Genomic DNA, 22,523 nt, shown 5'->3' with positions numbered 1-22,523 from the left:
GGGATCAGTTGGAGAGTGGGGTGCTGGGGGCTGCCTGGGGCGTTGGGCTTTGGCTCGCCACCCATTCCAGCAGGGCCTCCACCGGGCCCCAGGCGGCGCCGGCCTTGGGGCCGCCGGCCAGGGCCACCAGGGCCCAGCGGCGGCCCCCGGCGTCGGTGACGTAGCCGGCCCAGGCGCGCACGCCTTCGATGGAGCCGGTCTTGAGGTGGGCGCGGCCGGCGCTGCTGCCGTTGCCGAAGCGGCGCTTCAGGGTGCCGTCCCTGCCCGCCAGCGGCAGGGAGGCGACGAACTCGGGCATGACCGGGCTCTTCCAGGCCGTCAGCAGCAGTTGCAGCAGGCTGCGGGCGGCGATGCGGTCGTCCCGGGAGAGGCCGGAACCGTTTTCCACCGCCAGTTCGGGAAAGCTGAGGCCCTTTTCCGCCAGCACCTGACGCAGCCCCTGGCGGGCGCCGGCCAGGGTGGCGGCCTCGCCGGCCGGGGTGTCGGCCAGGGCGAGGAAGAGGTGGCGGGCCATGACGTTGCTGCTGTACTTGTTGGTGTCGCGCACGATCTCGGCCAGGCTGGGGGATTCCCAGCGCAGCAGGGGCACGCCGCCCACCGGGGCGGGGCCTTCCCGTACCTGGCCGGCGAACTGGCCGCCCAGTTCGCGCCACAGGGGGCGGAAGAGGCCGGCGAGATAGGCGTCGCCGGCCAGGGGGGCCAGGTGCAGGGGCTTTTCGCCGCACACCAGGGGGAAGGTGCCGCCGATGTCGAGGCGCTTGCCGGCGGGGTCGAAGCGCACCGTCAGCTTTTCGCGCCAGTCGCCGCATTCGCCGGCGCCGGGGGCGATGCGGGCGTTCACCGCGAGGCCTTCCTGGGGCACTTCCTGGACCAGGCGCACGCTGCCCGCGGCCAGGTCCGGCACCAGGGTGAAGCGCAGGGCGGTGTAGTTCACCAGGGCCGCATCCGCATTGACGTTGTAGGCCCGCAGGGGCTCGTTGTCGAAGGCGGCGGGGTCGAAGGGGGGCAGGCGGTAGGCGCGGCGGTCGGCCACCAGGTCGCCGCCGATCTGGCGTACCTCGGCCCGGTCCCGCAGCTGCCGCAGCAGCAGCCAGAAGCGTTCCAGGGTGAGGGCCGGGTCGCCGCTGCCGACCAGGTAGAGATTGCCTTCCAGGCGGCCGTCCCGGGGGGCGTTGTCGCCGCGCAGCTCGGTCTTCCAGGTGTAGGCCGGGCCCAGCTTTTCCAGGGCGGCGTAGGTGGTCACCAGCTTCATCACCGAGGCCGGGTTCATGGGGCGGGCGGCGTTGTGCAGCAGGCGCGGCGCGGCAGCGTCCACCGCCTGCACGGCGACGGCGAACTGGCCGGGAGGCAGGCCGGCGGCGTTGAGGGCCCGGGTGACCTCGGGAGGCAGGACAGTGGCCGTGTCCGGCGGCATCTGCCCGGCGGCGTAGGTGTGGAGTGGGTTGCAGAGCAGGGTCAGCCACAGGGCAAGCACCAGGCGGCCGGTGGCGAAGGGACTACGGTGGAATATGCGCATTATTCGGCGTTCGGGGAGGGGCTTTGGGGCGATAATAGCGCGAATCCCACCGTCCCCCGCCCAGCCCATCATGCAAGAACAGCGTCGCCACGTCCGCATCCGTTTCGCCAAGCCCTTGCCGGCCTATGTGGGGCACCAGGGCCAGAACCTGCGGGCGGAACTGCACAACGTTTCCCTCGGCGGCGCCCTGCTGCGCACCGAGCTGCCCCTGGCCATCGGCGACCGCTTCGGCCTGGAGTTCGCGCTCCAGGGCATGGGCATCGACACCGTGCCCATCGTCATCAGCCGCGGCCTGGGCGATCTGGTGGGTGTGCGCTTCGACCTGGGGCCGGCTTCCGAGATCCAGCTGGAAGGCGCGATCCAGGACTCCCTGCGCAACGGCATCGCCTCCGTGCTGTCCATGCACACCCTGGCCGGACGCAAGGTGATGCGCATCGCCGGTGCCCTCAACCTGTCCCTGCGCAACGACTTCTTCCACGCCCTGGACAAGATGGGGGTGGCTGAGATCGACCTCTCCGAGGTGACGACCGTGGATGCGGACGGCCTGGCCCTCTGCGTCGTCGCCGCCGAGCGCCGCGGCGTCGTCATCGAGCGGCTCTCGCCGGCGGTGGCCAGCCTCTGGCGCGCGGCCCGCCAACCCTCGGCCTGACCCTGCCGCAGCCGGGTTTCCCGGTCTAGAATGACGGCTTCATCCGAGGAGCCGCCCGCCCATGTTTTCCCGCCTGTTCCGCTCCCGCAGCGAAGTGCCGGCCGCCGCCGAGGCCGCCGCGCCTGTTGCCCCTGCCGCCTCTGGCGCGGCCGCGCCCGCCACGCCGCCGGTTGCTCCCTTGCCGGGGGAGGAGCAGCGCCATTCCTTCGTGCGGCGCGAGCCCATCGTCAATCGCCAGCAGCGGGTGGCCGCCTACGAGTTCAATCTGGAGGCCCGCCTCGCTTCCCGCCTGGGCGGGCGCAGCGCCGTCGTCCAGCGCAGCCTGCAGGAGGCCCTGTTCCACGAACTGGCCCTGGCCTCCGGCGAATCCGGGGTGCTCGGGCAGCGCCTGGCCTTCGTCCCGGTCAGCCCCGATGCCCTGGATTCGGCCGCCCTGGCCCGCCTGCCGCGGCAGAACACGGTGCTCATGCTGGCCCTGCCGCCCGACGTGGAGGCCGAGGCCCTGCCGCCGCCGGCGACCCTGGTGCGGCTGCGCCAGGAAGGCTTTCTCCTGGGCATGTACGTGCCGCCGGACAAGGCCGCCCTGGCCGCCCTGCGGCCCCATCTCGACTACGTGGCGGTGGATGTGGCGGCCTTCGACGGCGAGCGCCTGCGCAACCTGGCCTACGCCCTGAAGACGGTGGACGGCCACACGGTGCACCTCATCGCCGACAACGTGCAGACGGCGGATGAATTCAATCTCTGCTTCCAGCGCGGCTTCGACTATTTCCAGGGCCGCGCCGTGTCCCTCAAGGAAGCCTGGGCGCCGGCCAAGGGCGCCGCTTCCCGCATGCGCATCATCCAGCTGCTCAACCTGGTGCGCAACGAGGCGGAGAACAAGGAGCTGGCGGAAACCCTGAAGCAGGACCCCCTGCTTTCCTTCCGCATCCTGCGCTACATCAACTCCCCCGGCATCGGCCTGACCACGCCCGTTTCCTCCATCGAGCATGCCCTGGTGGTGCTGGGCCTGGGGCGCTTCTACCGCTGGCTGTCCCTGCTGCTGTTCGCCCCCCAGGGCGGCGGCTTCGGCGAGTGGCTGGTGGTGGAGCACGCCCTGACCCGGGGCCGGCTGATGGAACTGCTGGGGGCCGGCCGCTTCCCGCCGGCCGAGCACGACGCCCTTTTCCTGTGCGGCTCCTTTTCCCTGCTGGACCGGCTGCTGCAGCAGCCCCTGGCCGAAGTGGTGGGGCAGCTGACCCTGCCGCCGGCGGTGAAGCAGGCCCTGCTGCAGCGGCAGGGGCCCTACGCCCAGCTGCTGGAGGTGGCGGAAGCCTGCGAGAGCCTGGAGTCGGCCCGCATCGAAAGCGCCGCCCAGGCCGCCGGCCTGGAGGCGGAGGCCACCAACCGGGCCATGATCATGGCCATGGCCTGGGCCAACGAGGTGGGGGAACTGGGCGGCAGCGACGCCCTGTAAGACGGGGCGGGCCCGGGCGGCCCGCCGCCGGCCTCATTCCGGCTGGCAGATTTCGCCGCGGCGGATGGCCACCAGGGTGCGGGCGATGAGCAGGCCCAGGACCAGGCTGAGGATGGAGAGCAGGATCATGCCCAGGGCGCTGAAGAAGGTGCTGTGGGTGCGACCGGCCATGGCCAGGGTGGCGATGGTCACCGCCGCCAGGGGGAAGGAATAGGCCCAGGAGGAGAGGAAGAAGGGCACGCGCAGGAAGCGCAACACATTGGAGAACAGCAGCAGGGCCAGGAACAGGGCCGTGTGCAGCAGGATGCGGGCAAAGGCGTCCACTTCTCCGGTCAGGTTCATCCAGGCGACGCAACCCACCGAGGGCGGCGCCAGGAGGATGAACAGGGTTGGGGTGAGGCGCAGGGGCAGGGGCTCGTGGAAGAAGAGCCGGTACATGACGATGGTCAGCAGCACCAGCCAGAACACCAGCCCGATACTGAAAAAGAACCAGGACAACTCCGGCGGGGCAAAGCGCACGCCGACCACGGGCACGATGATGTTGCCCACCACCGGGATGAACCAGGCCGGGTTGGCGTGCTTGATCTCGTAGTGGGTGTGGTGCAGCCAGCCGCCCATGATGGCCAGGGTGAAGGCCAGATGCAGCCCGGCGCCCAGGCCCCAGATCGGGGCGGCGAGGCCGGGGGCGTCCTCGGCCCAGGCGATGGCCAGCAGCAGCAGGCCGATGGAAATGGTGGGGAAGAAGTTGATGCGCACCGGATGGCGCCATTCGCCGAGGACGGCGACCCGGTGGGTGAGGAACTTGAGCCCATACACCAGGGCCGTCAGCAGCCACACGGCGGTAGCCAGCCAGCGCAGCCATTGTCCCACTTCCGCCGGCGCCCCCAGGACCAGGTGGGCCTTCTGCCAGGCGATGGCAAGGCCGGCGGTGCCCATTACCGTGGAGAAGAAGGAAACGGGAAAGAGGGAGAGCCGGGCGGGCGTGGGGGCGGTGTGGGTCATGGCGGTGGGTTCCGTATAACGGGCGGCCGGAATAAACGCGGCGGGGTCGGACTTGGGCTGCTTCTTGTCGGGATGGGCCGGAATGAGGCCGGCGCCCATTATATGTAAGTTCAGAGTTTTCTAATATTCAAAATGGGGGGAGCCGGACGGGCAAAAAAAAGCCCGGGGCGAGCCCCGGGCTGTGAGGTGGGTCGGTTTGCTTCTTAGTGGGAGGAGGCCGCTGCGGCACCGATGCCGGTTTCGGAGCGGATTTCCTGATCCAGGTAGGCGACGCGTTCCTTGGCGGCCTGTTCGCTGCGATCCATCAGGGAGAACAGCCAGATGCCGATGAAGCCGGCAGCCATGGAGAACAGGGCCGGGGAGGCGTAGGGGAAGATTTCCGTCTTGTTGCCCAGGATGTCGACCCAGATGGACTTGGAGAGGACAGTCAGGACCACAGCGGTGATCAGGCCCAGGAAGCCGCCGTAGAAGGCGCCCTTGGTGGTGCAATCCTTCCACAGCACGGACATGAAGAGCACCGGGAAGTTGGCGGATGCGGCGATGGCGAAGGCCAGGGACACCATGAAGGCGATGTTCTGCTTTTCGAAGGCAATACCCAGCACCACCGCGATGATGCCCAGGGCAACGGTGGTCATCTTGGACACGCGCATTTCCGTGGCGCTATCCACGTTGCCGTGACGGAACACGGAAGCGTAGAGGTCATGGGACACGGCGGAGGCACCGGACAGGGTCAGACCGGCAACCACAGCCAGGATGGTGGCGAAGGCCACGGCAGAGATGAAGCCGAGGAACACGTTGCCGCCCACGGCGTTGGCCAGGTGGATAGCCGCCATGTTGCCGCCGCCCTTCAGCACGCCCTTGGCATCCAGGAACTCGGGGTTGGTACCGACGAGCACGATGGCGCCGAAGCCGATGATGAAGGTCAGGATGTAGAAGTAACCGATCCAGGTGGTGGCCCAGAACACGGACTTGCGGGCTTCCTTGCCATCCGGCACGGTGAAGAAGCGCATCAGGATGTGGGGCAGACCGGCGGTACCGAACATCAGGGCCATACCGAAGGAAATGGCGGAGATGGGATCCTTGATGAAGGAGCCCGGGCCCATGATGGACTGACCCTTGGCGGCAGCAGCGGCAGCGACCGTCTCGGCAGTGGCACTCGGATCGGTTTCCAGCGCCTTGGCCAGCAGGCCCTTGGCAGCCAGGTCGGTCTTGATGCGCACGGCGTCGGCGAACAGGGCTTCAGGGGAGAAGCCATACTTGGCCAGCACCATGAACACCATGAAGGAAGCGCCGGAGAGCAGCAGCACGGCCTTGATGATCTGCACCCAGGTGGTGGCCGTCATGCCGCCGAACAGCACGTAGACCATCATCAGGATGCCGACCAGCACCACGGCCATCCAGTAGTCGAGGCCGAACAGCAGCTTGATCAGCTGGCCGGCACCCACCATCTGGGCGATCAGGTAGAAGGCCACCACCACCAGGGTACCGGAAGCCGCCAGAGCGCGGATCGGCGTGGCCTGGAAGCGGTAGGCTGCCACGTCGGCAAAGGTGAACTTGCCCAGGTTCCGCAGGCGCTCGGCCATGAGGAACATGATGATGGGCCAGCCCACCAGGAAGCCGATGGAGTAGATCAGGCCGTCGTAGCCGTTGGCGAACACGGCGGCAGAAATACCCAGGAAGGAAGCGGCGGACATGTAGTCGCCGGCGATGGCCAGGCCGTTCTGGAAACCGGTGATGCCGCCGCCAGCGGTGTAGAAGTCAGCCGCCGTCTTGGTCTTGGAGGCTGCCCACTTGGTGATCCACAGGGTGGCCAGCACGAAGGCGCCGAACATGATGATGGCCGTCCAGTTGGTGGCCTGCTTTTCGGCCTGGCCTTCCAGCGCCGCGGCGAACACCGGGGAGCTGAGCAGGCCCAGGCCGGCGAGGGCGAGGGTGTTGGTCAGTTTTTTCATTTCTTCATTTCCTCCTGGACGATCTGCTCGGTCAGGGCATCGAACTCGCTGTTGGCGCGGCGGACGTAGAGGCCGGTGATGGCGACGGTGAACAGGATCAGGCCGACACCAACGGGAATGCCGACGGTCATGACGCCGCTTTCGGACAGCTTCTGGGCCAGCAGCGCCTTGTCGAAGGCGATGATGGCGATATAGCCGTAGTAGGCCAGCAGCATGATGACGGTCAGGGTCCAGCCAAAGACGTTGCGCTTGCTTTTCAGCTCGTGGAATTTCGGGTTTGCCCGAATCCGCTTGGTCAGCTCTTGTTGACTCATTTGTCTCCTCCTAAAAAACCTCCGGGCCAATCGAAGGAATGGCCATGGAGCCGAACTATGTCCCCGAAGACTTACAGTTCCCTTACTCCAATGAGAACTTTTTGCGTCAGGACGGAAGAATTTCGAGTCTCGGTAAGTGAATGATTTAATGGAAAAACGATTTGTGCGCTGCGTCAATTTTTCTTGGTAGTTATGCCGTTGCAATGGGCTGTTTCATGTCGACTGGTGCAATCGATTTATCAATGCGTAAACTGCGGAAGCGCTGTTTTGATTCGGTTTTTGGGCTGGGCAGCCCAGGTGGCCGCGTCCGCGATTAACCGCGGACGGGGAGGGTGAGGGGGTGGTGCAAATGCGGAAAGAACGGCGCCGGCATTGGTCCGGCGGGTGTCCGTCAAGGGGGTGACGGACGTTCCGGAGCGGTGCCGCTGTGAAAAATATTTTTTTCAGGCGAGGAAGTTCTGCCGTTCCTTGAACAGCTTGCGGGCGTCGGCGTGGGCCTGCTCCAGGTTGCGCAGGGCCGGATCGTCGTCGTGGGGGCAGAAGTACTCCTTGTCTTGGGCGGCCATGACCAGGGCGATGGCCGCCTCGTCCTCCAGGTCGTACTTCTCGGTAATCAGGGTGGTGACTTCGTCCAGATACTCTTCGTAGGTCATGGGCATGGCGGAATTCCAGGGAGGAGGGCGGGCCGGCGGCATGGCCGCCAAAGGGGGGTCAGGGCTGCAGCACCAGTTCGACACGGCGCCAGGAACTGCGGCAGGCTTCGCTGTCGCAGGCCGGCGCCAGTTCCCTGCCCCGGGCGCGGATGAGTATCTGGGTGCCGCGGACGCCACGGCGTACCAGGGCGGCCTCCACCAGGGAGGCCCATTTCTCCGACAGGGCCAGGCAGTACTCCTTGCTGCCCAGGTGGTCCGTGTGGGCATGCAGCACCAGGCGCCGCAGCCGGTCGGCCCGCAGCTCCTCGGCCATCTGGTCGAGCAGGGGCGCCGCCGGCGGCACCTCGGCATCGCCGGGGGAGAAATAGACGCTGGGGGCCTGGGGCGTGGCCACCACTTCGGCCGGGGGCGGCACGCTGGGCCGGGCCGGGGCCGGCGGTCGCGGCGCGCTGACGACGGTGGGGGCAGTGGGCGCGGCGCAGGCCGCAAGACAGGCGGCGAGGCAAAGCAGGGTCAGGCGAATGGGCTGCATCGGAATCTGGCGGGGCCGCCGCCGGGCCGTCGTCCGCCACCGGCGAGGGGCGCATGGCTGTCCGGGGCCCCGCAGCGGGACTGGGAAGCCTGCCATTATAGGGGCGGCCCAGGCCCGGGGGCGAGTCCGGGAATCGCCGCAAAGCCCGGCCCGGACCTGGGGGGGGCAGGATGGGCCAGAGCACACATATTTTTGCTAGTATACGATTCGTATATAAATCGTATATTTTGAGGTGTCATGGGAATCGTCAAAATTTCAGAGCAGATGCACGAAAATTTGCGTCTCACCAGCGGCGCCTTGAGCCGTTCCATCAACGCGCAAGCGGAACATTGGCTACGTGTGGGGATGCTCGCGGAACTCAACCCGAACCTGGCCTACGCTGATATCTGCCAGTTGCTGATTCAGGCGGAACGGCAGGCTGAAGGCAGTTCTGCCGACAAGGATGCAGCGGTGGCGCAGGCGGCATGAGCGCAGCGCGAGCCGTACCCATCCGGGCGGAGGCCGAAATTGCCATGGCCCGACGCGCCGGAATGTTGGCTGCCGATGTCCTGCGGATGATTGCCGGCCATATCCGGCCGGGAGTTACCACCAATGAGCTGGACCGCTTGTGCCACGAGTACATTGTCCATGTGCAGCAGGCGATTCCTGCCAATGTGGGCTACCACGGCTACCCCAAGACCATTTGCGCTTCGGTAAACCATGTGGTTTGCCACGGCATTCCGTCCGACAAGAAGCTGAAGGACGGGGACATCGTCAACATCGACGTTGCCGTCATCAAGGACGGCTGGTTCGGCGATACGAGCAGGATGTTCCTGGTCGGCAACCCCGGCATCCTGGCCCGGCGCCTGGTGCGCACGACCTATGAAGCCATGCAGGCAGGTATACGGCAGGTCCGTCCGGGGGCCACCCTTGGCGATATCGGCCACGCCATCCAGAGCGTTGCCCAGCGGGAGAACTTCAGCGTCGTTCGCGAATACGGCGGCCACGGCATCGGCACGGTCTACCACGACGACCTGCATGTGCCCCACTACGGCCAGCCCGGTAAGGGGCTGAAACTGGAGCCGGGCATGATCTTCACCATTGAGCCGATGCTCAATGCGGGCGGCGCCGCCATCCGCCATCCGCCATCTGCCTGACGACTGGACGGTCGTGACCAAAGACCGCTCCCTTTCGGCCCAGTGGGAGCACATGGTGCTGGTGACCGAAACCGGTTTCGAGATTTTGACGCCCTGGCCCGATGGGGAGGGGGACTACCCGCCCATCACGCCGGCAGGCGCCGTCCTGTCCCTGTCCTGATCCAGCCATTGGGCTCTGGCGCCTACCGGAGGGTGTATTGATCGGTTCCGTGGGTTGGGTGGATGTTTGTATTTTGGATCAGTTGCTTAGCTTCCTTCCCCCGGCAATTTTCTGCCTCTCGCCATACCTGGGGACAACAATTGTGTCTGGCCGCCCTTGAAATCGAAGGGGGGCGCCCCTATTATTAGCACTCGCTCGGGGTGAGTGCTAACAGGCCAGGCCTTCACCACCCCGCCTGACCGGGCCGACAGGCCCCTGAATCCCTGCAATAACTTCGTTACAAGGAGCTATCCCTATGAAAATCCGTCCCTTGCACGACCGTGTGATCGTCAAGCGCGTCGAAGCTGAGCGCACCACCGCTTCCGGTATCGTCATCCCCGATTCCGCCGGTGAGAAGCCCGATCAGGGTGAAGTCCTGGCCGTTGGCCCCGGCAAGCGTGACGATTCCGGCAAGCAGAACGCCCCCGACGTGAAGGTGGGCGACCGCGTCCTGTTCGGCAAGTACGCCGGCCAGACCGTCAAGGTGGACGGCCAGGAACTGCTGGTCATGCGCGAAGAAGACATCATGGGCGTGGTCGAGGCCTAAGCCTCTCCCCCTTTCCCATTCAACAGATTCTGGAGAATTTCAATGGCAGCTAAAGAAGTCAAATTCGGTGATTCCGCCCGCGCCCGCATGGTCGAAGGCATCAACGTCCTGGCCGACGCGGTCAAGGTGACCCTGGGCCCCAAGGGCCGCAACGTGGTGCTGGAGCGCTCCTTCGGCGCCCCCACCGTGACCAAGGACGGTGTGTCCGTGGCCAAGGAAATCGAACTGAAGGACAAGTTCGCCAACATGGGCGCCCAGATGGTCAAGGAAGTCGCTTCCAAGACCTCCGACCTGGCCGGTGACGGCACCACCACCGCCACCGTGCTGGCCCAGGCCATCGTGCGCGAAGGCATGAAGTACGTGGCCGCCGGCATGAACCCGATGGACCTGAAGCGCGGTATCGACAAGGCTGTCGCCGCCACCATCGAAGAGCTGAAGAAGATTTCCAAGCCCTGTGCCACCACCAAGGAAATCGCCCAGGTCGGTTCCATTTCCGCCAACTCCGACGCTGACATCGGCACCATCATCGCCAATGCCATGGAAAAGGTCGGCAAGGAAGGCGTCATCACCGTTGAAGACGGCAAGTCCCTGAACAACGAACTGGACGTCGTCGAAGGCATGCAGTTCGACCGCGGCTACCTGTCCCCCTACTTCATCAACAACCCGGACAAGCAGATTGCCGTTATGGACAATCCCTTCGTCCTGCTGTTCGACAAGAAGATCTCCAACATCCGCGATCTGCTGCCCGTGCTGGAACAAGTCGCCAAGGCCGGCCGTCCCCTGCTGATCATCGCTGAAGACGTGGAAGGCGAAGCCCTGGCCACCCTGGTGGTGAACAACATCCGCGGCATCCTGAAGACCGTGGCCGTCAAGGCTCCCGGCTTCGGCGACCGTCGCAAGGCCATGCTGGAAGACATCGCCATCCTGACCGGTGGCCAGGTGATCTCCGAAGAAGTGGGCCTGACCCTGGAAAAGGCTACCCTGGACGACCTGGGCCAGGCCAAGCGCATCGAAGTGGCCAAGGAAAACACCACCATCATCGACGGCGCCGGTTCCGAAGACGCCATCAAGGCCCGCGTGGCCCAGGTGCGTGCCCAGATCGAAGCCGCCACCTCCGACTACGACCGCGAAAAGCTGCAGGAACGCGTGGCCAAGCTGGCCGGCGGCGTGGCCGTGATCAAGGTGGGTGCTGCCACCGAAGTCGAAATGAAGGAAAAGAAGGCCCGCGTCGAAGACGCCCTGCACGCCACCCGCGCTGCCGTTGAAGAAGGCATCGTCCCCGGCGGCGGCGTTTCCCTGCTGCGCGCCCGCGCCAACCTGGGCAACCTGAAGGGCGACAACCACGACCAGGACGCCGGCATCAAGATCGTGCTGCGCTCCCTGGAACAGCCCCTGCGCGAAATCGTTGCCAACGCTGGCGACGAGCCTTCCGTGGTGGTGAACAAGGTGGTTGAAGGCAAGGGCAACTTCGGCTTCAACGCCGCCACCGGCGAGTACGGCGACATGGTGGAAATGGGCGTGCTGGACCCCACCAAGGTCGAGCGTACCGCTCTGCAGAACGCCGCTTCCGTCGCCGGCCTGATGCTGACCACCGATTGCATGGTGGCCGAGCTGGCCGAAGACAAGCCCGCCGCCGGCATGCCCGACATGGGCGGCATGGGTGGTATGGGCGGCATGGGCATGGGCATGTAATTCGCCCCTGTCAGCATCTGCTGCAAAAAAGCCCGGCTTGAAGCCGGGCTTTTTCTTTTTGGATTGCCTGCCGACACCGCCGTAGCAACTCTCCCGGCGGGTCTCCATCCGCCGGCGGCAGCGGCACTCCCGTCCGGCGAAGTTCCCGGTCCCGGTTCCGGGCGGCGGACGGAATCCGGGCCGCCCCGCTGCCAGTTGGGGGCGCTTGCGGTAAGCTGCCGGCCATTCTCCCGTTCGGAACCCGCTGACCATGCAAATCTGGGTCGATGCCGATGCCTGTCCCAAGGCCATCAAGGAAATCCTCTTCCGCGTGGCGACGCGCACCCAAATCCTGGTCACCCTGGTGGCCAACCAGGCCCTCTACGCGCCGCCCTCGCCCTACCTGCGCAGCATCCAGGTGCCCAAGGGCTTCGACGTGGCGGACAACGAGATCGTCGCCCGGGTGGCGGTGGGGGATCTGGTCATTACCGCCGACATTCCCCTGGCAGCGGAAGTCATCGCCAAGGGCGCCCGGGTGCTGACGCCCAGGGGCGAGCCCTACGACAAGGGCACCATCCAGGCCGCCCTTTCCATGCGCAATTTCATGGACACCCTGCGCTCCGCCGGCGTCGACACCGGCGGCCCTGCCGCCATGAGCCAGTCCGACCGCCACGCCTTCGCCCAGCAACTGGAGCGCCTGCTGCCCCGGGGCTGAGGCGCTCCGGTTCCTTCCGTTAGAACCGCCGCAGCGGCGCCGTTGGCGGCGCCCGTCCCTTTCCTTTCGGCGTAGCCGGTCCCGGAGAGCCCCGTCCGAAGGCAGTGTCGCGGCTGGCCCCCGTCGTCCTTCATTTCCTCTTGCCGCCGGGTGTCATGGCGCCCCGCCCGGGCCTGCGCTCCTCCTTCCCGCACGTTGTCTCTGCTCTCATCGCCTCGGCTGGGAGGCAGCAAGGACGGGCATTTCGGCTATGGCTGCCTGAAGATGGCCGTCCCTATTGCCGTTACAGCCAGGCCCAGTTTCTTTACGCCATCTTAACGAGGCCCTCCCCAGCTTTAGCAAGGTCTTGATTCCTCCCCGCCTACAGTTCGAGCGTGATGTTCCATCTGCATACGGAGGATTTCCATGGACCTGTTCTACATCGGCCTGGCCGTCGGCTTCTTTGCCCTGACGGCCGGCCTGGTGGCCTGTTTCGACCGCTTGCGGAGGTCGTGATGGCGCCCCTTTACCTGATCGCCCTGGCGGTGGCCGGCGGCCTCTTCGCCTATCTGCTGGCCGTGCTGTTCTACCCGGAGGATTTCTCATGAGTACCAATCTCCTCCTGCAATACGGCTTCTTCTTCGCCGTCCTCTTCCTCCTGGCCTGGCCCCTGGGGCTGTACATGGCCCGCATCTACCGGGGCGACCTGCCGGCCTTCGTGGCCTGGCTGCGGCCGCTGGAGAACCTTTGCTACCGCCTGGCCGGCGTGCGCCACGGCGACGACATGGGCTGGCGCCGCTATGCCGGCGCCGTGCTGGCCTTCAGCCTGCTCGGCGTGCTCGCCGTCTACGCCCTGCAGCGCCTGCAACTGTGGCTGCCCTTCAACCCCCAGGCCATGGCCAACACCACGCCGGACCTGGCTTTCAACACCGCTGTCAGCTTCGTCACCAACACCAACTGGCAGGCCTACGGCGGCGAGACCACCATGAGCTACCTGACCCAGATGCTCGGCCTGGCGGTGCAGAACTTCCTTTCCGCCGCCACCGGCATGGCCGTGGTGGTGGCCCTGATGCGGGGCTTCCAGCGCAAGGAGGCCGGCGGCATCGGCAATTTCTGGATCGACCTGGTGCGCTCCACCCTTTACGTGCTGCTGCCCCTGTCCCTGATCCTGGCCCTCGCTCTGGTGGGGCAGGGCGTGGTGCAGAGCGTGGCGCCCTATGCCAGCGTGCCTCTGACCCAGGCGGTAGACTATGAACAGCCCAAGGTCGGCGCCGATGGCCAGCCCGTGCTCGACGCCGCGGGCAAGCCGGTGCTGGAAGCGGCCACCGCTAGGGAGCAGACCCTGCCCCTGGGACCGGCGGCCAGCCAGATCGCCATCAAGCACCTGGGCACCAACGGCGGCGGCTTCTTCAACGCCAATTCCAGCCATCCCTACGAGAACCCGACCCCGGTTTCCAACCTGTTGCAGATGCTGGCCATCGTCCTCATCCCGGCCGCCCTCTGCTTCACCTTCGGCCGCTGGGTCGGCGACCTGCGCCAGGGCCTGGCCATCCTCGCCGCCATGACCGCCATCCTGGTGGCCCTGCTGGCGGTGGAAGTGTGGGCCGAGCAGGCCGGCAACCCCCTGTTCGAGCGGCTCGGTCTGGCCACCCAGGGCAGCGAGCTGATGGCCGGCGGCAATATGGAAGGCAAGGAGGCCCGCTTCGGCATCAGCGCCACCTCCCTCTTCGTCACCGTCACCACCGCCGTCTCCTGCGGCGCCGTCAATGCCATGCACGATTCCCTCACGCCCCTGGGCGGCCTGGTGCCGATGTGGCTGATGCAGCTGGGTGAGGTGGTCTTCGGCGGCGTCGGTTCCGGCCTCTACGGCATGCTGGTGTTCGCCATCGTCGGCGTCTTCGTCGCCGGGCTGATGATCGGCCGCACCCCGGAATACCTGGGCAAGAAGATCGAGGCCTACGAGATGAAGATGGCCGCCGTGGCCATCCTCGCCACGCCCCTGGCGGTGCTCCTGGGCACGGCCCTGAGCCTGATGCTGGAGGCGGGCACCGCAGGCGTTTTCAACCCCGGCGCCCACGGCTTCTCGGAAGTGCTGTACGCCTTCTCTTCCGCCGCCAACAACAACGGCAGCGCCTTCGCCGGCCTGGGCGCCAACACGCCCTACTACAACACCGCCCTGGGCCTGGCCATGCTCTTCGGCCGCTTCACCATCATCGCCGCGGTGCTGGCCATCGCCGGCTCCCTCGCCGCGAAGAAGCGCACTCCCCCGTCCGCCGGCACCCTGCCGACCCATACGCCCCTGTTCGTGGTGCTGCTGATCGGCACCGTGATCGTGGTCGGCGCCCTGACCTTCCTGCCTTCCCTGGCCCTGGGGCCGGTGGTGGAACACCTGCAGATGGTCGGCGTCCGCTAAGGAGTCATCGATGAAAACAACAAGCCAATCCCTTTACGATCGGGCCCTGCTGCAAGAAGCCGCCTGGGAATCGGTCAAGCGCCTCTCCCCCCGCTACCAGGTGAAGAACCCGGTGATGTTCGTGGTCTGGCTGGGCAGCCTGCTCACCACCGGCCTCTGGCTCCAGGCCCTGGCCGGGGAGGGCGAGGCCCCCGCCGGCTTCATCCTGGCCATCACCCTGTGGCTGTGGTTCACCGTGCTCTTCGCCAATTTCGCCGAGGCCGTGGCCGAGGGCCGGGGCAAGGCCCAGGCCGCCGCCCTGAAGGGCCTGAAGAAGACCGTGTGGGCCAAGAAGCTGCGGGAAGCCCACGCCGGCGCCCCCTTCCACACCGTGCCCTCGGAAGACCTGCGCAAGGGCGACGTGGTGCTGGTCCAGGCCGGCGATGTCATCCCAGGCGACGGCGAGGTGGTGGAGGGCGTGGCCTCGGTGGACGAATCGGCCATCACCGGCGAATCGGCCCCGGTGATCCGGGAGTCCGGCGGCGACTTCAGCGCCGTCACCGGCGGTACCCGGGTGCTCTCCGACTGGCTGGTGGTGAAGATCACCGTCAATCCGGGGGAGACCTTCCTCGACCGCATGATCGGCATGGTGGAAGGGGCCAGGCGGCAGAAGACGCCCAACGAGATTGCCCTGACCATTCTGCTGGTGGCCCTGACCCTGACCTTCCTCCTGGCCACGGCGACCCTGCTGCCCTTCTCCATCTACAGCGTCGGCGTCGCCGGCAGCGGCAGCCCGGTGACGGTGACGGTGCTGGTGGCCCTGCTGGTGTGCCTCATTCCCACCACCATCGGCGGCCTGCTCTCGGCCATCGGCGTCGCCGGCATGGGGCGGATGATGGAAAAGAACGTCATCGCCACCTCCGGCAAGGCGGTGGAAGCCGCCGGCGACGTGGACGTGCTGCTGCTGGACAAGACCGGCACCATCACCCTGGGCAACCGCCAGGCCGCCGCCTTCGCCCCCGCCGCCGGCGTCAGCGAGAAGGAACTGGCCGAAGCGGCCCTGCTCGCCTCCCTCGCCGACGAAACGCCGGAGGGCCGCTCCATCGTCACCCTGGCCAAGGAGCGCCTGCACCAGCGGGGCCGGGACATCCACGCCGACGGCGCCAGCTTCGTGCACTTCACCGCCCAGACCCGCATGAGCGGCATCGACTGGCAGGGGCGCAGCATCCGCAAGGGCGCCGCCGACGCGGTCAAGGCCCACATCCTGGCCCTGGGCGGCGAATGGTCTGCCGCCGTGCAGCAGGCGGTGGACGACATCGCCCGCCGCGGCGCCACGCCCCTGGCGGTGGCCGAATCCAGCGCCGGCGCCGCCCGGGTGCTGGGGGTGGTGGAGCTGAAGGACATCGTCAAGGGCGGCATCAAGGAACGCTTCGCCGAACTGCGCCGCATGGGCATCAAGACGGTGATGATCACCGGCGACAACTCCCTCACCGCCGCCGCCATCGCCGCCGAGGCCGGGGTGGACGACTTCCTGGCCGAGGCCACGCCGGAGGCCAAGCTCAAGCTGATCCGCCAGCACCAGCAGGACGGCCGCCTGGTGGCCATGACCGGCGACGGCACCAACGACGCCCCGGCCCTGGCCCAGGCCGACGTGGCGGTGGCCATGAACAGCGGCACCCAGGCGGCCAAGGAGGCCGGCAACATGGTGGACCTGGATTCCAACCCCACCAAGCTGATCGAGATCGTGGAGACGGGCAAGCAGATGCTGATGACCCGGGGCGCCCTCACCACCTTCTCCATCGCCAACGACGTGGCCAAGTACTTCGCCATCATCCCGGCCGCCTTCGCCGCCACCTATCCGGCCCTCGGCGTGCTCAACGTCATGGGCCTGGCGACGCCGGCCTCGGCCATCCTCTCGGCGGTGATCTTCAACGCCCTGGTGATCGTCGCCCTCATCCCCCTGGCCTTGAAGGGCGTGGCCTACCGGCCCCAGGGCGCCGCCGCCATCCTGCGCCGCAACCTGCTGGTTTACGGCCTGGGCGGCCTGGTGGTGCCCTTCGCCGGCATCAAGGCCATCGACCTCATGCTTGTCGGCCTGCATCTGGCCTAAGGAGACTTCCATGCTCAAGGAACTGCAACCCGCCCTGATCCTCCTGGCGCTGCTCAGCGCCCTCACCGGCGCCGCCTACCCGGCCCTGGTCACCGGCCTGGCCCAGGCCACCATGCCCGACCAGGCCAACGGCAGCCTGCTCAAGGAAAACGGCCAGGCCGTGGGCTCCCGCCTCATCGGCCAGCCCTTCTCCGACCCCCGCTACTTCTGGGGCCGCCCCTCCGCCACCGCGCCCATGCCCTACAACGGCGGCAGCTCCGGCGGCGCCAACCTGGGGCCCCTCAACCCGGCCCTGGAGGCGGCGCTGCAGGAGCGCATCAGCGTCCTCAAGGCGGCGGACCCTAGCCAGCAGGCCCCCATCCCGGTGGATCTGGTGACGGCCTCCGCCAGCGGTCTCGACCCCCACATCAGCCCCGCCGCCGCCCGCTGGCAGGCGCCCCGGGTAGCCCGCCTGCGCGGTCTGCCCGAAGCCCAGGTGCTGGCCTTGCTGGAGCGCCACACGGAAGGGCGCCAATGGGGCTTTCTGGGCGAGCCCCGAGTCAATGTCCTGGCCCTCAACCGGGCCCTGGACCAGGTGGCGCCCTGAGAGCCCGCCATGACCGGCCCGCTCCTGGACCTCTGCCACCTGCTGCTGGCGCTGCTGGCCATTTTCGCCCCCATCGCCCTGGCCGGCTGGCTGCTGGGACACCGTCCCCCGGCTTCTTCCCCTTCACCCCAAAACAGGAAAAACCCATGAACAACTCCAAGCACCTTGTACTTCTGCCCCTGCTTCTGCTTGCCGCCGGCGCCGCCCGGGCCGAGGCGGAGGCCGCCCCGGACCTTACCGTCAGCAGCAATCTCAACCTGGTCAGCGAATACCGTTTCCGCGGCATCGACCAGACCTGGGGCGGCCCCGCCCTCCAGGGCGGCGTGGACCTGGCCCACCGCAACGGCCTCTATGCCGGCCTGTGGGCCTCCAACGTCTCCGGCAATTCCTATCCGGGGGGCAACCTGGAGGTGGACTACTACGCCGGCTACAACGGCAAGCTGGACGACGACTGGGGCTATACCGTCGGCGGCTACGGCTACTGGTATCCCGGCGCCAATGTGAACAAAGGGACCTGTCCCTCCGCCGCCTGGGCGGCCCCCTGTTCCCTGCCGGGGCAGAAGTTCGACAACTTCGAGCTGAATGGCGGCTTCTCCTGGCGCTGGCTCAGCTACAAGCTGTCCGTGTCCCTCACGGATTACTTCGGCGCCAACGCCAAGACCGGCTACAGCGGCGACACCAAGGGCAGCCTCTACCACGACCTGAGCGCCAACGTGCCCCTGGCCGAGGACCTGACCCTCAACCTGCACCTGGGCCGCACCGACGTCAAAGCCACCTACGGCGGCATCAGCGCCGACTACACCGACTACCGCCTCGGCCTGACCAGGACCTTCAGCGGCGGCTGGAGCCTCTCCGGCGCCTGGGTCGGCGCCACCAATGACCGCTTCTACCGGCCTCCGGTGGGCGGCCTTTCCGCAGCCAATGGCGAAACCCGGGAGTTGAACAAGGACCGTCTCGTCCTCCAGGTGGGGCGTTCCTTCTAACGGGTTCCGACAGCAGCTTCCACCTCCCCCGGGGAAGCTGTTTCTTGTGCCGGCCCAGGCCTCGCCCGGGCCGGTTTTTTTTTGTTGCTGCCGGAATGGGGGGGCGATTCTTAACGCCATCTTGATACGGGTTCGGCTATTTTTGACCCCATTGCAACGGCCCCTTTTCTAATCTGTGGGCATCGGGTGCCGCGCCACCCTTCGTTCCCAGGTGTCCTATGAATGCCAATGTCTGTATCGGAATCCGTATCGACGGCGACCAGCTGCAACTGGCTGCCCGCCAGCAGGGCCGCGCCCTCGGCCAGGTTTCCTTCTCCCGCGACAGCGTCGGGCGTCGTGCCCTGGCCAGCTACCTGGCCGCCTGGGAGGCGCCGTTGCGGCTGGCGGTGGCGGCCGGTGCCGCCGGCATCGCCCTGGCCGTGGCCCTCGGCGACGGGCCGGGGCGGGAGGTCTATCTGGTGGCCGCCAGCATCGCCGACCAGCCGGCGGCCCTGGCCCGCTACGCCGAGCAGCGCCTGTGAGGGTACGGCCATGCCCATCCATATCTGTCCCGTCTGCGGCACCCGGCACCCGATCAACGCCGTCGAGCATCCCTTCGCCTACGGCCGCCAGCTGACCTGCGGCCCCCAGTGCAAACACCGCCTGCGCCAGCAGGTGCGGCAGCGCATCCTGGCCGAGCTGGCCCTGCGCGCTGCCGCCAAGGAATAAACTCCACCCATGTCCGATCCTCTGCAACGCCCCGATCCCGACGCCCTCCTGGCCCGCCTGGAGGCGGAGGAAATCCAGGCCCGCCGCGGCCGCCTGAAAATCTTCTTCGGCGCCAGCCCCGGCGTCGGCAAGACCTACGCCATGCTGGCCGCCGCCCGCACCCTGCAATCCCAGGGCGTGGACGTGGCGGTGGGGGTGGTGGAAACCCATGGCCGGCGGGAAACCGCCGAGCTGGTCCAGGGCCTGGAGCTGCTGCCTTCCCGGCAGGTTGAGCACCGGGGTCGCCGCCTGCAGGAATTCGACCTGGATGGCGCCCTGCAGCGGGCGCCGGACCTGGTGCTGGTGGACGAGCTGGCCCACAGCAACGCTCCCGGCAGCCGCCACCCCAAGCGCTGGCAGGACGTGGAGGAACTCCTGGCCGCCGGCATCGACGTGTTCACTACGGTCAATGTGCAGCATCTGGAAAGCCTCAACGACGTGGTGGGCCGCATCACCGGCGCCCGGGTGTGGGAGACGGTACCCGACCGCCTTTTCGATGCCGCCGACGAGGTGGTGCTGGTGGACCTGCCGCCGGAGGAACTGCTGACCCGGCTCAAGGCCGGCAAGGTGTACGTGCCCCAGCAGGCCGAGCGGGCCATGGCCAACTTCTTCCGCAAGGGCAATCTGCTGGCCCTGCGGGAACTGGCCCTGCGCCGCACCGCCGACCGGGTGGACGACGACGTGCGGGCCTACCGCCGCGACCAGTCGGTGAGCACCGTCTGGCCGACCCGGGAATCCCTGCTGGTGTGCATCGGTCCGGGCCCCGGCAGCGAGCGCCTGGTGCGCAGCGCCGCCCGCCTGGCGACCCAGCTGGAGGTGCCCTGGCACGCCCTCTATGTGGAGACCCCCCGCTACCAGCGGCTGCCCGAAGGGGAGCGGGGGCGGGTGCTGAAGAGCTTGCGCCTGGCCCAGGAGCTGGGGGCCGAGACGGCCAACCGGCCGGGCCAGGATGCCGCCGCGGCGGCCATCCAGTACGCCCGGGAACACAATCTGGGCAAGGTTCTGCTGGGCCGGGAACTGCCCGGGGACTGGCGCCGCTGGCTGCCCTGGCGCACTTCCCTGGCGCGGCGCCTGGCCCGCCAGGCGCCGGACCTGGACGTGATGCAGGTGGCCAGCGACGGGGTGGACGGGGAAGCGCCGCCGCTCCCGGACGGTCCGGCCCGGCCCGCCGCAGTCAATGTGCGGGGCTACGGCCTGGCGGCGGCGGCCGTGGCCGCCGTGACCCTGGTGGCGACGCCCCTGCACGGCGCCCTGGACCTGGCCAACATCGTCATGCTGTTCCTCCTGGCGGTGCTCTTCGCCGCGGTCAAGCTGGGGCGCAACCCGGCCATCCTGGCCGCCTTCCTCTCCGTCGCCGCCTTCGATTTCTTCTTCGTCTCGCCGCGCCTCTCCTTCGCCGTCAGCGACGTGCAGTACCTGCTGACCTTTTCCGTGATGCTGGCGGTGGCCCTCATCACCGCCCAGCTCACCGCCGGCCTGCGCTTCCAGGTGGACGTGGCCCAGAGCCGGGAGCGGCGCAGTGACGCCCTCTACGAGATGGCCCGGGAGCTGTCGGCGGCCCTCACCGTGGAGCAGATCGACGACATCACCCGGCGCTTCGTGCAGCAGGGCTTCCAGGCCCGGGCGCTGCTGCTGGTGCCCGGCCAGCAGGAGCGCCTGAGCCTGCCGGAAGGGCTGCCGGCCGACCTGCCGGTGGACCTGGGCATCGCCCAGTGGGCGGCGGACCACGGCGAGGCCGCCGGCCACTCCACCGACACCCTGCCTTCGGCACCCATGCGCTACCTGCCCCTGAAGGCGCCGATGCGCACCCGGGGCGTGCTGGCGGTGCTGCCCCGGGAGCAGCCCTGGCTGCCCTCGCCGGAACAGGAGCGCCTGCTGGAGACCTGCGCCACCCTGGTGGCCATCGCCGTGGAACGGGTGCATTACATCGAGGTGGCCCAGGAGGCCCTGGTGCAGATGGAGTCGGAGCGCCTGCGCAACGGCCTCCTGGCGGCCCTCTCCCACGACCTGCGCACTCCCCTCACGGCCCTGGTGGGGCTGGCCGACTCCCTCAGCCTGGGCGGCGCCCTGCCGCCGGCCCAGGCCGAGCTGGCCCAGGCCATCCGGGGCGAGGCCATGCGCACCAGCGCCCTGGTGCATAATCTGCTGGACATGGCCCGGCTGCAGTCGGGCCAGGTGACCCTGAAAAAGGAGTGGCAGCCCCTGGAGGAAGTGGTGGGGGCGGCGCTCCAGGCCCGGGCCTCGGTCCTGGCCCAACACCGGGTGCGGGTGGACCTGCCCGCCGACCTGCCCCTGCTGGAGTTCGACGCCGTGCTGATGGAACGGGTGTTCTGCAATCTCATCGAAAATGCCGCCAAGTACACGCCGCCGGGCAGCCTCATCGAGATCGGCGCCCGCCGGGAGGCGGAGCGGGTGCTGGTGAGCGTCAGCGACAACGGGCCGGGCCTGCCGCCGGGCAAGGAGGCGGGCCTGTTCGAGAAATTCACCCGGGGCCAGGACGAGTCGGCCATTCCCGGCGTCGGCCTCGGCCTGGCCATCGTCCGCGCCATCGTCGATGCCCACAAGGGCAAGGTGTGGGCGGAGAACCGCAGCGACGGCCCCGGCGCCCGCTTCGTGTTCACCCTGCCCCTGGGCCAGCCCCCGGCCCTGCCGACGGAGCTGCTGTGAATCCCGCCGCCGGCCAGGAGCGCCTTGCCCCGGTGGTGGTGATCGTCGAGGACGAGCCCCAGATCCGCCGTTTCGTCCGCGCCGCCCTGGAGTCGGAGGGCTGCACCGTGTGGGAGGCGGACACCGCCGCCCGGGGCCTGATCGAGGCCGGCACCCGCAAGCCCGACCTGCTGGTGCTGGACCTGGGCCTGCCCGATGGCGACGGCGTCGATCTGATCCGGGACCTGCGCAACTGGTCCGGCGTGCCGGTGCTGGTGCTGTCGGCCCGCAGCGACGAGAGCGACAAGGTGGCGGCCCTGGATGCGGGCGGCGACGACTATCTGACCAAGCCCTTCGGCATTCCCGAACTGCTGGCCCGGGTGCGGGCCCTGCTGCGCCGCGCCGGCCGGGGCGGCGACATGCCGCCGGTGTTCGCCTTCGGCCCGGTGGAGGTGGATCTGGCCCGGCGCCAGGTCAGCCGCCACGGCGAGGCGGTGCATCTGACCCCCATCGAATACCGGCTGCTGAGCCAGCTGGTGGCCAATGCCGGCCGGGTCCTCACCCACCGCCAGCTGCTGCGGGAGGTGTGGGGCCCCAGCCATGTGGAGCACGCCCACTACCTGCGGGTGTACATGGCCGGCCTGCGGCGCAAGCTGGAGGACGACCCGGCCATGCCGCGGCACATCCTCACCGAATCCGGCGTCGGCTACCGGCTGGCGGTGTAATAGGGGGCTGGTCCGG

At 67.9% G+C, this 22,523-nt stretch carries 22 protein-coding genes and 1 pseudogene; 17 read left to right on the top strand and 6 right to left on the bottom strand.

The genetic code is table 11. From position 1 onward, the window contains the following. Window positions 1-4: 4 nt before the first annotated feature. Window positions 5-1,516, bottom strand: a complete 1,512-nt coding sequence (dacB, locus tag OEL49_RS13260; protein ID WP_287875104.1) for a D-alanyl-D-alanine carboxypeptidase/D-alanyl-D-alanine endopeptidase — start codon at window positions 1,514-1,516, stop codon at window positions 5-7. A gap of 70 nt (window positions 1,517-1,586) precedes the next feature. Between dacB and OEL49_RS13255 the strand changes: the two genes are divergently transcribed. Both OEL49_RS13255 and OEL49_RS13250 read left to right on the top strand, forming a co-directional pair. After that, window positions 1,587-2,165, top strand: a complete 579-nt coding sequence (locus OEL49_RS13255; RefSeq protein WP_014235413.1) for a PilZ domain-containing protein — start codon at window positions 1,587-1,589, stop codon at window positions 2,163-2,165. 61 nt (window positions 2,166-2,226) lie between these two features. Then, on the top strand, window positions 2,227-3,618 hold the full coding sequence (locus OEL49_RS13250; protein WP_014235412.1) for an EAL and HDOD domain-containing protein: 1,392 nt from the start codon (window positions 2,227-2,229) through the stop codon (window positions 3,616-3,618). Window positions 3,619-3,651: 33 nt separating this feature from the next. Here OEL49_RS13250 and OEL49_RS13245 read toward each other — a convergent pair whose 3' ends face one another. The 5 genes from OEL49_RS13245 to OEL49_RS13225 all read right to left on the bottom strand — a co-directional run bounded on the left by OEL49_RS13245 (window position 3,652) and on the right by OEL49_RS13225 (window position 8,071). After that, window positions 3,652-4,719 carry an SLAC1 anion channel family protein gene (locus OEL49_RS13245; protein ID WP_014235411.1) on the bottom strand — a complete coding sequence of 356 codons (1,068 nt, stop codon included), beginning with the start codon at window positions 4,717-4,719 and terminating at the stop codon, window positions 3,652-3,654. Between the two features lie 104 nt (window positions 4,720-4,823). Further along, a complete protein-coding gene (locus OEL49_RS13240; RefSeq protein WP_014235410.1) occupies window positions 4,824-6,572 on the bottom strand; it encodes a cation acetate symporter in 1,749 nt (582 codons plus the stop codon). Next, window positions 6,569-6,886 carry a DUF485 domain-containing protein gene (locus OEL49_RS13235; RefSeq protein WP_014235409.1) on the bottom strand — a complete coding sequence of 106 codons (318 nt, stop codon included), beginning with the start codon at window positions 6,884-6,886 and terminating at the stop codon, window positions 6,569-6,571. The genes OEL49_RS13240 and OEL49_RS13235 overlap by 4 nt, the downstream gene beginning before the upstream one ends. A gap of 443 nt (window positions 6,887-7,329) precedes the next feature. Continuing rightward, the gene (locus OEL49_RS13230) at window positions 7,330-7,545 is read right to left on the bottom strand and encodes a hypothetical protein (RefSeq protein ID WP_014235408.1); all 216 of its coding nucleotides are present in this window, start codon (window positions 7,543-7,545) and stop codon (window positions 7,330-7,332) included. A 52-nt stretch (window positions 7,546-7,597) separates the two neighbouring features. Further along, entirely contained in the window at window positions 7,598-8,071 is a 474-nt protein-coding gene (locus tag OEL49_RS13225; protein WP_287875097.1) for an OmpA family protein, read from the bottom strand. Between the two features lie 237 nt (window positions 8,072-8,308). Here OEL49_RS13225 and OEL49_RS13220 point away from each other — a divergent pair, with 237 nt between their 5' ends. The 15 genes and pseudogenes from OEL49_RS13220 to kdpE all read left to right on the top strand — a co-directional run bounded on the left by OEL49_RS13220 (window position 8,309) and on the right by kdpE (window position 22,507). Beyond that, window positions 8,309-8,539 (top strand): ParD-like family protein, encoded by a 231-nt coding sequence (locus OEL49_RS13220; protein WP_014235406.1) that lies wholly within the window; start codon window positions 8,309-8,311, stop codon window positions 8,537-8,539. Continuing rightward, a pseudogene (gene map / locus OEL49_RS13215) lies at window positions 8,536-9,367 on the top strand (type I methionyl aminopeptidase). Before OEL49_RS13220 ends, map begins: the two are co-directional and overlap by 4 nt. Before the next feature lie 295 nt (window positions 9,368-9,662). Continuing rightward, on the top strand, window positions 9,663-9,953 hold the full coding sequence (locus tag OEL49_RS13210; RefSeq protein ID WP_014235404.1) for a co-chaperone GroES: 291 nt from the start codon (window positions 9,663-9,665) through the stop codon (window positions 9,951-9,953). A gap of 42 nt (window positions 9,954-9,995) precedes the next feature. Beyond that, a complete protein-coding gene (gene groL, locus OEL49_RS13205; protein ID WP_287875093.1) occupies window positions 9,996-11,645 on the top strand; it encodes a chaperonin GroEL in 1,650 nt (549 codons plus the stop codon). Window positions 11,646-11,895: 250 nt separating this feature from the next. Then, window positions 11,896-12,339, top strand: a complete 444-nt coding sequence (locus OEL49_RS13200; protein ID WP_287875091.1) for a YaiI/YqxD family protein — start codon at window positions 11,896-11,898, stop codon at window positions 12,337-12,339. Window positions 12,340-12,833: 494 nt separating this feature from the next. After that, window positions 12,834-12,926: a potassium-transporting ATPase subunit F gene (locus OEL49_RS13195; protein ID WP_014235400.1), complete on the top strand. Its 93-nt coding sequence runs from the start codon at window positions 12,834-12,836 to the stop codon at window positions 12,924-12,926. Next, window positions 12,923-14,731, top strand: a complete 1,809-nt coding sequence (gene kdpA / locus OEL49_RS13190) for a potassium-transporting ATPase subunit KdpA (protein ID WP_287875088.1) — start codon at window positions 12,923-12,925, stop codon at window positions 14,729-14,731. The genes OEL49_RS13195 and kdpA overlap by 4 nt, the downstream gene beginning before the upstream one ends. A 10-nt stretch (window positions 14,732-14,741) precedes the next feature. Continuing rightward, window positions 14,742-16,820: a potassium-transporting ATPase subunit KdpB gene (gene kdpB / locus OEL49_RS13185; protein WP_287875086.1), complete on the top strand. Its 2,079-nt coding sequence runs from the start codon at window positions 14,742-14,744 to the stop codon at window positions 16,818-16,820. A gap of 10 nt (window positions 16,821-16,830) precedes the next feature. Then, window positions 16,831-17,406 (top strand): potassium-transporting ATPase subunit KdpC, encoded by a 576-nt coding sequence (gene kdpC / locus OEL49_RS13180; RefSeq protein WP_287875084.1) that lies wholly within the window; start codon window positions 16,831-16,833, stop codon window positions 17,404-17,406. A 9-nt stretch (window positions 17,407-17,415) separates the two neighbouring features. Then, window positions 17,416-17,556 carry a hypothetical protein gene (locus OEL49_RS13175; RefSeq protein WP_014235396.1) on the top strand — a complete coding sequence of 47 codons (141 nt, stop codon included), beginning with the start codon at window positions 17,416-17,418 and terminating at the stop codon, window positions 17,554-17,556. Continuing rightward, window positions 17,553-18,389: a TorF family putative porin gene (locus tag OEL49_RS13170; protein WP_287875081.1), complete on the top strand. Its 837-nt coding sequence runs from the start codon at window positions 17,553-17,555 to the stop codon at window positions 18,387-18,389. Before OEL49_RS13175 ends, OEL49_RS13170 begins: the two co-directional genes overlap by 4 nt. Before the next feature lie 218 nt (window positions 18,390-18,607). After that, window positions 18,608-18,910, top strand: a complete 303-nt coding sequence (locus OEL49_RS13165) for a hypothetical protein (protein WP_014235394.1) — start codon at window positions 18,608-18,610, stop codon at window positions 18,908-18,910. A gap of 10 nt (window positions 18,911-18,920) precedes the next feature. Beyond that, the gene (locus OEL49_RS13160; RefSeq protein ID WP_014235393.1) at window positions 18,921-19,097 is read left to right on the top strand and encodes a hypothetical protein; all 177 of its coding nucleotides are present in this window, start codon (window positions 18,921-18,923) and stop codon (window positions 19,095-19,097) included. A gap of 9 nt (window positions 19,098-19,106) precedes the next feature. Beyond that, window positions 19,107-21,803, top strand: coding sequence for a two-component system sensor histidine kinase KdpD (gene kdpD / locus OEL49_RS13155; RefSeq protein WP_014235392.1), 2,697 nt, complete (start codon window positions 19,107-19,109; stop codon window positions 21,801-21,803). Beyond that, window positions 21,800-22,507: a two-component system response regulator KdpE gene (gene kdpE / locus OEL49_RS13150; protein WP_014235391.1), complete on the top strand. Its 708-nt coding sequence runs from the start codon at window positions 21,800-21,802 to the stop codon at window positions 22,505-22,507. Before kdpD ends, kdpE begins: the two co-directional genes overlap by 4 nt. Window positions 22,508-22,523 lie beyond the last annotated feature (16 nt).

Origin of the sequence: Azospira sp. (assembly GCF_030247495.1) — a bacterium.
GTDB classification, from domain to species: Bacteria; Pseudomonadota; Gammaproteobacteria; order Burkholderiales; family Rhodocyclaceae; genus Azospira; species Azospira oryzae.
Note: the sequence above shows the minus strand (reverse complement) of the source record. Positions and strands in the feature narration are given on the sequence as shown.

Excerpts from the sequence above, each read along its gene's own strand:
- OEL49_RS13220 (WP_014235406.1), top strand. The coding sequence starts at position 8,309 with ATGGGAATCGTCAAAATTTCAGAGCAGATGCACGAAAATTTGCGTCTC.
- OEL49_RS13225 (WP_287875097.1), bottom strand. The coding sequence starts at position 8,071 with ATGCAGCCCATTCGCCTGACCCTGCTTTGCCTCGCCGCCTGTCTTGCG.
- OEL49_RS13160 (WP_014235393.1), top strand. The coding sequence starts at position 18,921 with ATGCCCATCCATATCTGTCCCGTCTGCGGCACCCGGCACCCGATCAAC.
- kdpD (WP_014235392.1), top strand. The coding sequence starts at position 19,107 with ATGTCCGATCCTCTGCAACGCCCCGATCCCGACGCCCTCCTGGCCCGC.
- OEL49_RS13195 (WP_014235400.1), top strand. The coding sequence starts at position 12,834 with ATGGCGCCCCTTTACCTGATCGCCCTGGCGGTGGCCGGCGGCCTCTTC.
- OEL49_RS13165 (WP_014235394.1), top strand. The coding sequence starts at position 18,608 with ATGAATGCCAATGTCTGTATCGGAATCCGTATCGACGGCGACCAGCTG.
- OEL49_RS13250 (WP_014235412.1), top strand. The coding sequence starts at position 2,227 with ATGTTTTCCCGCCTGTTCCGCTCCCGCAGCGAAGTGCCGGCCGCCGCC.
- OEL49_RS13175 (WP_014235396.1), top strand. The coding sequence starts at position 17,416 with ATGACCGGCCCGCTCCTGGACCTCTGCCACCTGCTGCTGGCGCTGCTG.
- OEL49_RS13240 (WP_014235410.1), bottom strand. The coding sequence starts at position 6,572 with ATGAAAAAACTGACCAACACCCTCGCCCTCGCCGGCCTGGGCCTGCTC.
- kdpC (WP_287875084.1), top strand. The coding sequence starts at position 16,831 with ATGCTCAAGGAACTGCAACCCGCCCTGATCCTCCTGGCGCTGCTCAGC.
- OEL49_RS13170 (WP_287875081.1), top strand. The coding sequence starts at position 17,553 with ATGAACAACTCCAAGCACCTTGTACTTCTGCCCCTGCTTCTGCTTGCC.
- OEL49_RS13235 (WP_014235409.1), bottom strand. The coding sequence starts at position 6,886 with ATGAGTCAACAAGAGCTGACCAAGCGGATTCGGGCAAACCCGAAATTC.
- OEL49_RS13245 (WP_014235411.1), bottom strand. The coding sequence starts at position 4,719 with ATGGGCGCCGGCCTCATTCCGGCCCATCCCGACAAGAAGCAGCCCAAG.
- dacB (WP_287875104.1), bottom strand. The coding sequence starts at position 1,516 with ATGCGCATATTCCACCGTAGTCCCTTCGCCACCGGCCGCCTGGTGCTT.
- OEL49_RS13255 (WP_014235413.1), top strand. The coding sequence starts at position 1,587 with ATGCAAGAACAGCGTCGCCACGTCCGCATCCGTTTCGCCAAGCCCTTG.
- kdpA (WP_287875088.1), top strand. The coding sequence starts at position 12,923 with ATGAGTACCAATCTCCTCCTGCAATACGGCTTCTTCTTCGCCGTCCTC.
- groL (WP_287875093.1), top strand. The coding sequence starts at position 9,996 with ATGGCAGCTAAAGAAGTCAAATTCGGTGATTCCGCCCGCGCCCGCATG.
- OEL49_RS13200 (WP_287875091.1), top strand. The coding sequence starts at position 11,896 with ATGCAAATCTGGGTCGATGCCGATGCCTGTCCCAAGGCCATCAAGGAA.
- OEL49_RS13210 (WP_014235404.1), top strand. The coding sequence starts at position 9,663 with ATGAAAATCCGTCCCTTGCACGACCGTGTGATCGTCAAGCGCGTCGAA.
- kdpB (WP_287875086.1), top strand. The coding sequence starts at position 14,742 with ATGAAAACAACAAGCCAATCCCTTTACGATCGGGCCCTGCTGCAAGAA.
- OEL49_RS13230 (WP_014235408.1), bottom strand. The coding sequence starts at position 7,545 with ATGCCCATGACCTACGAAGAGTATCTGGACGAAGTCACCACCCTGATT.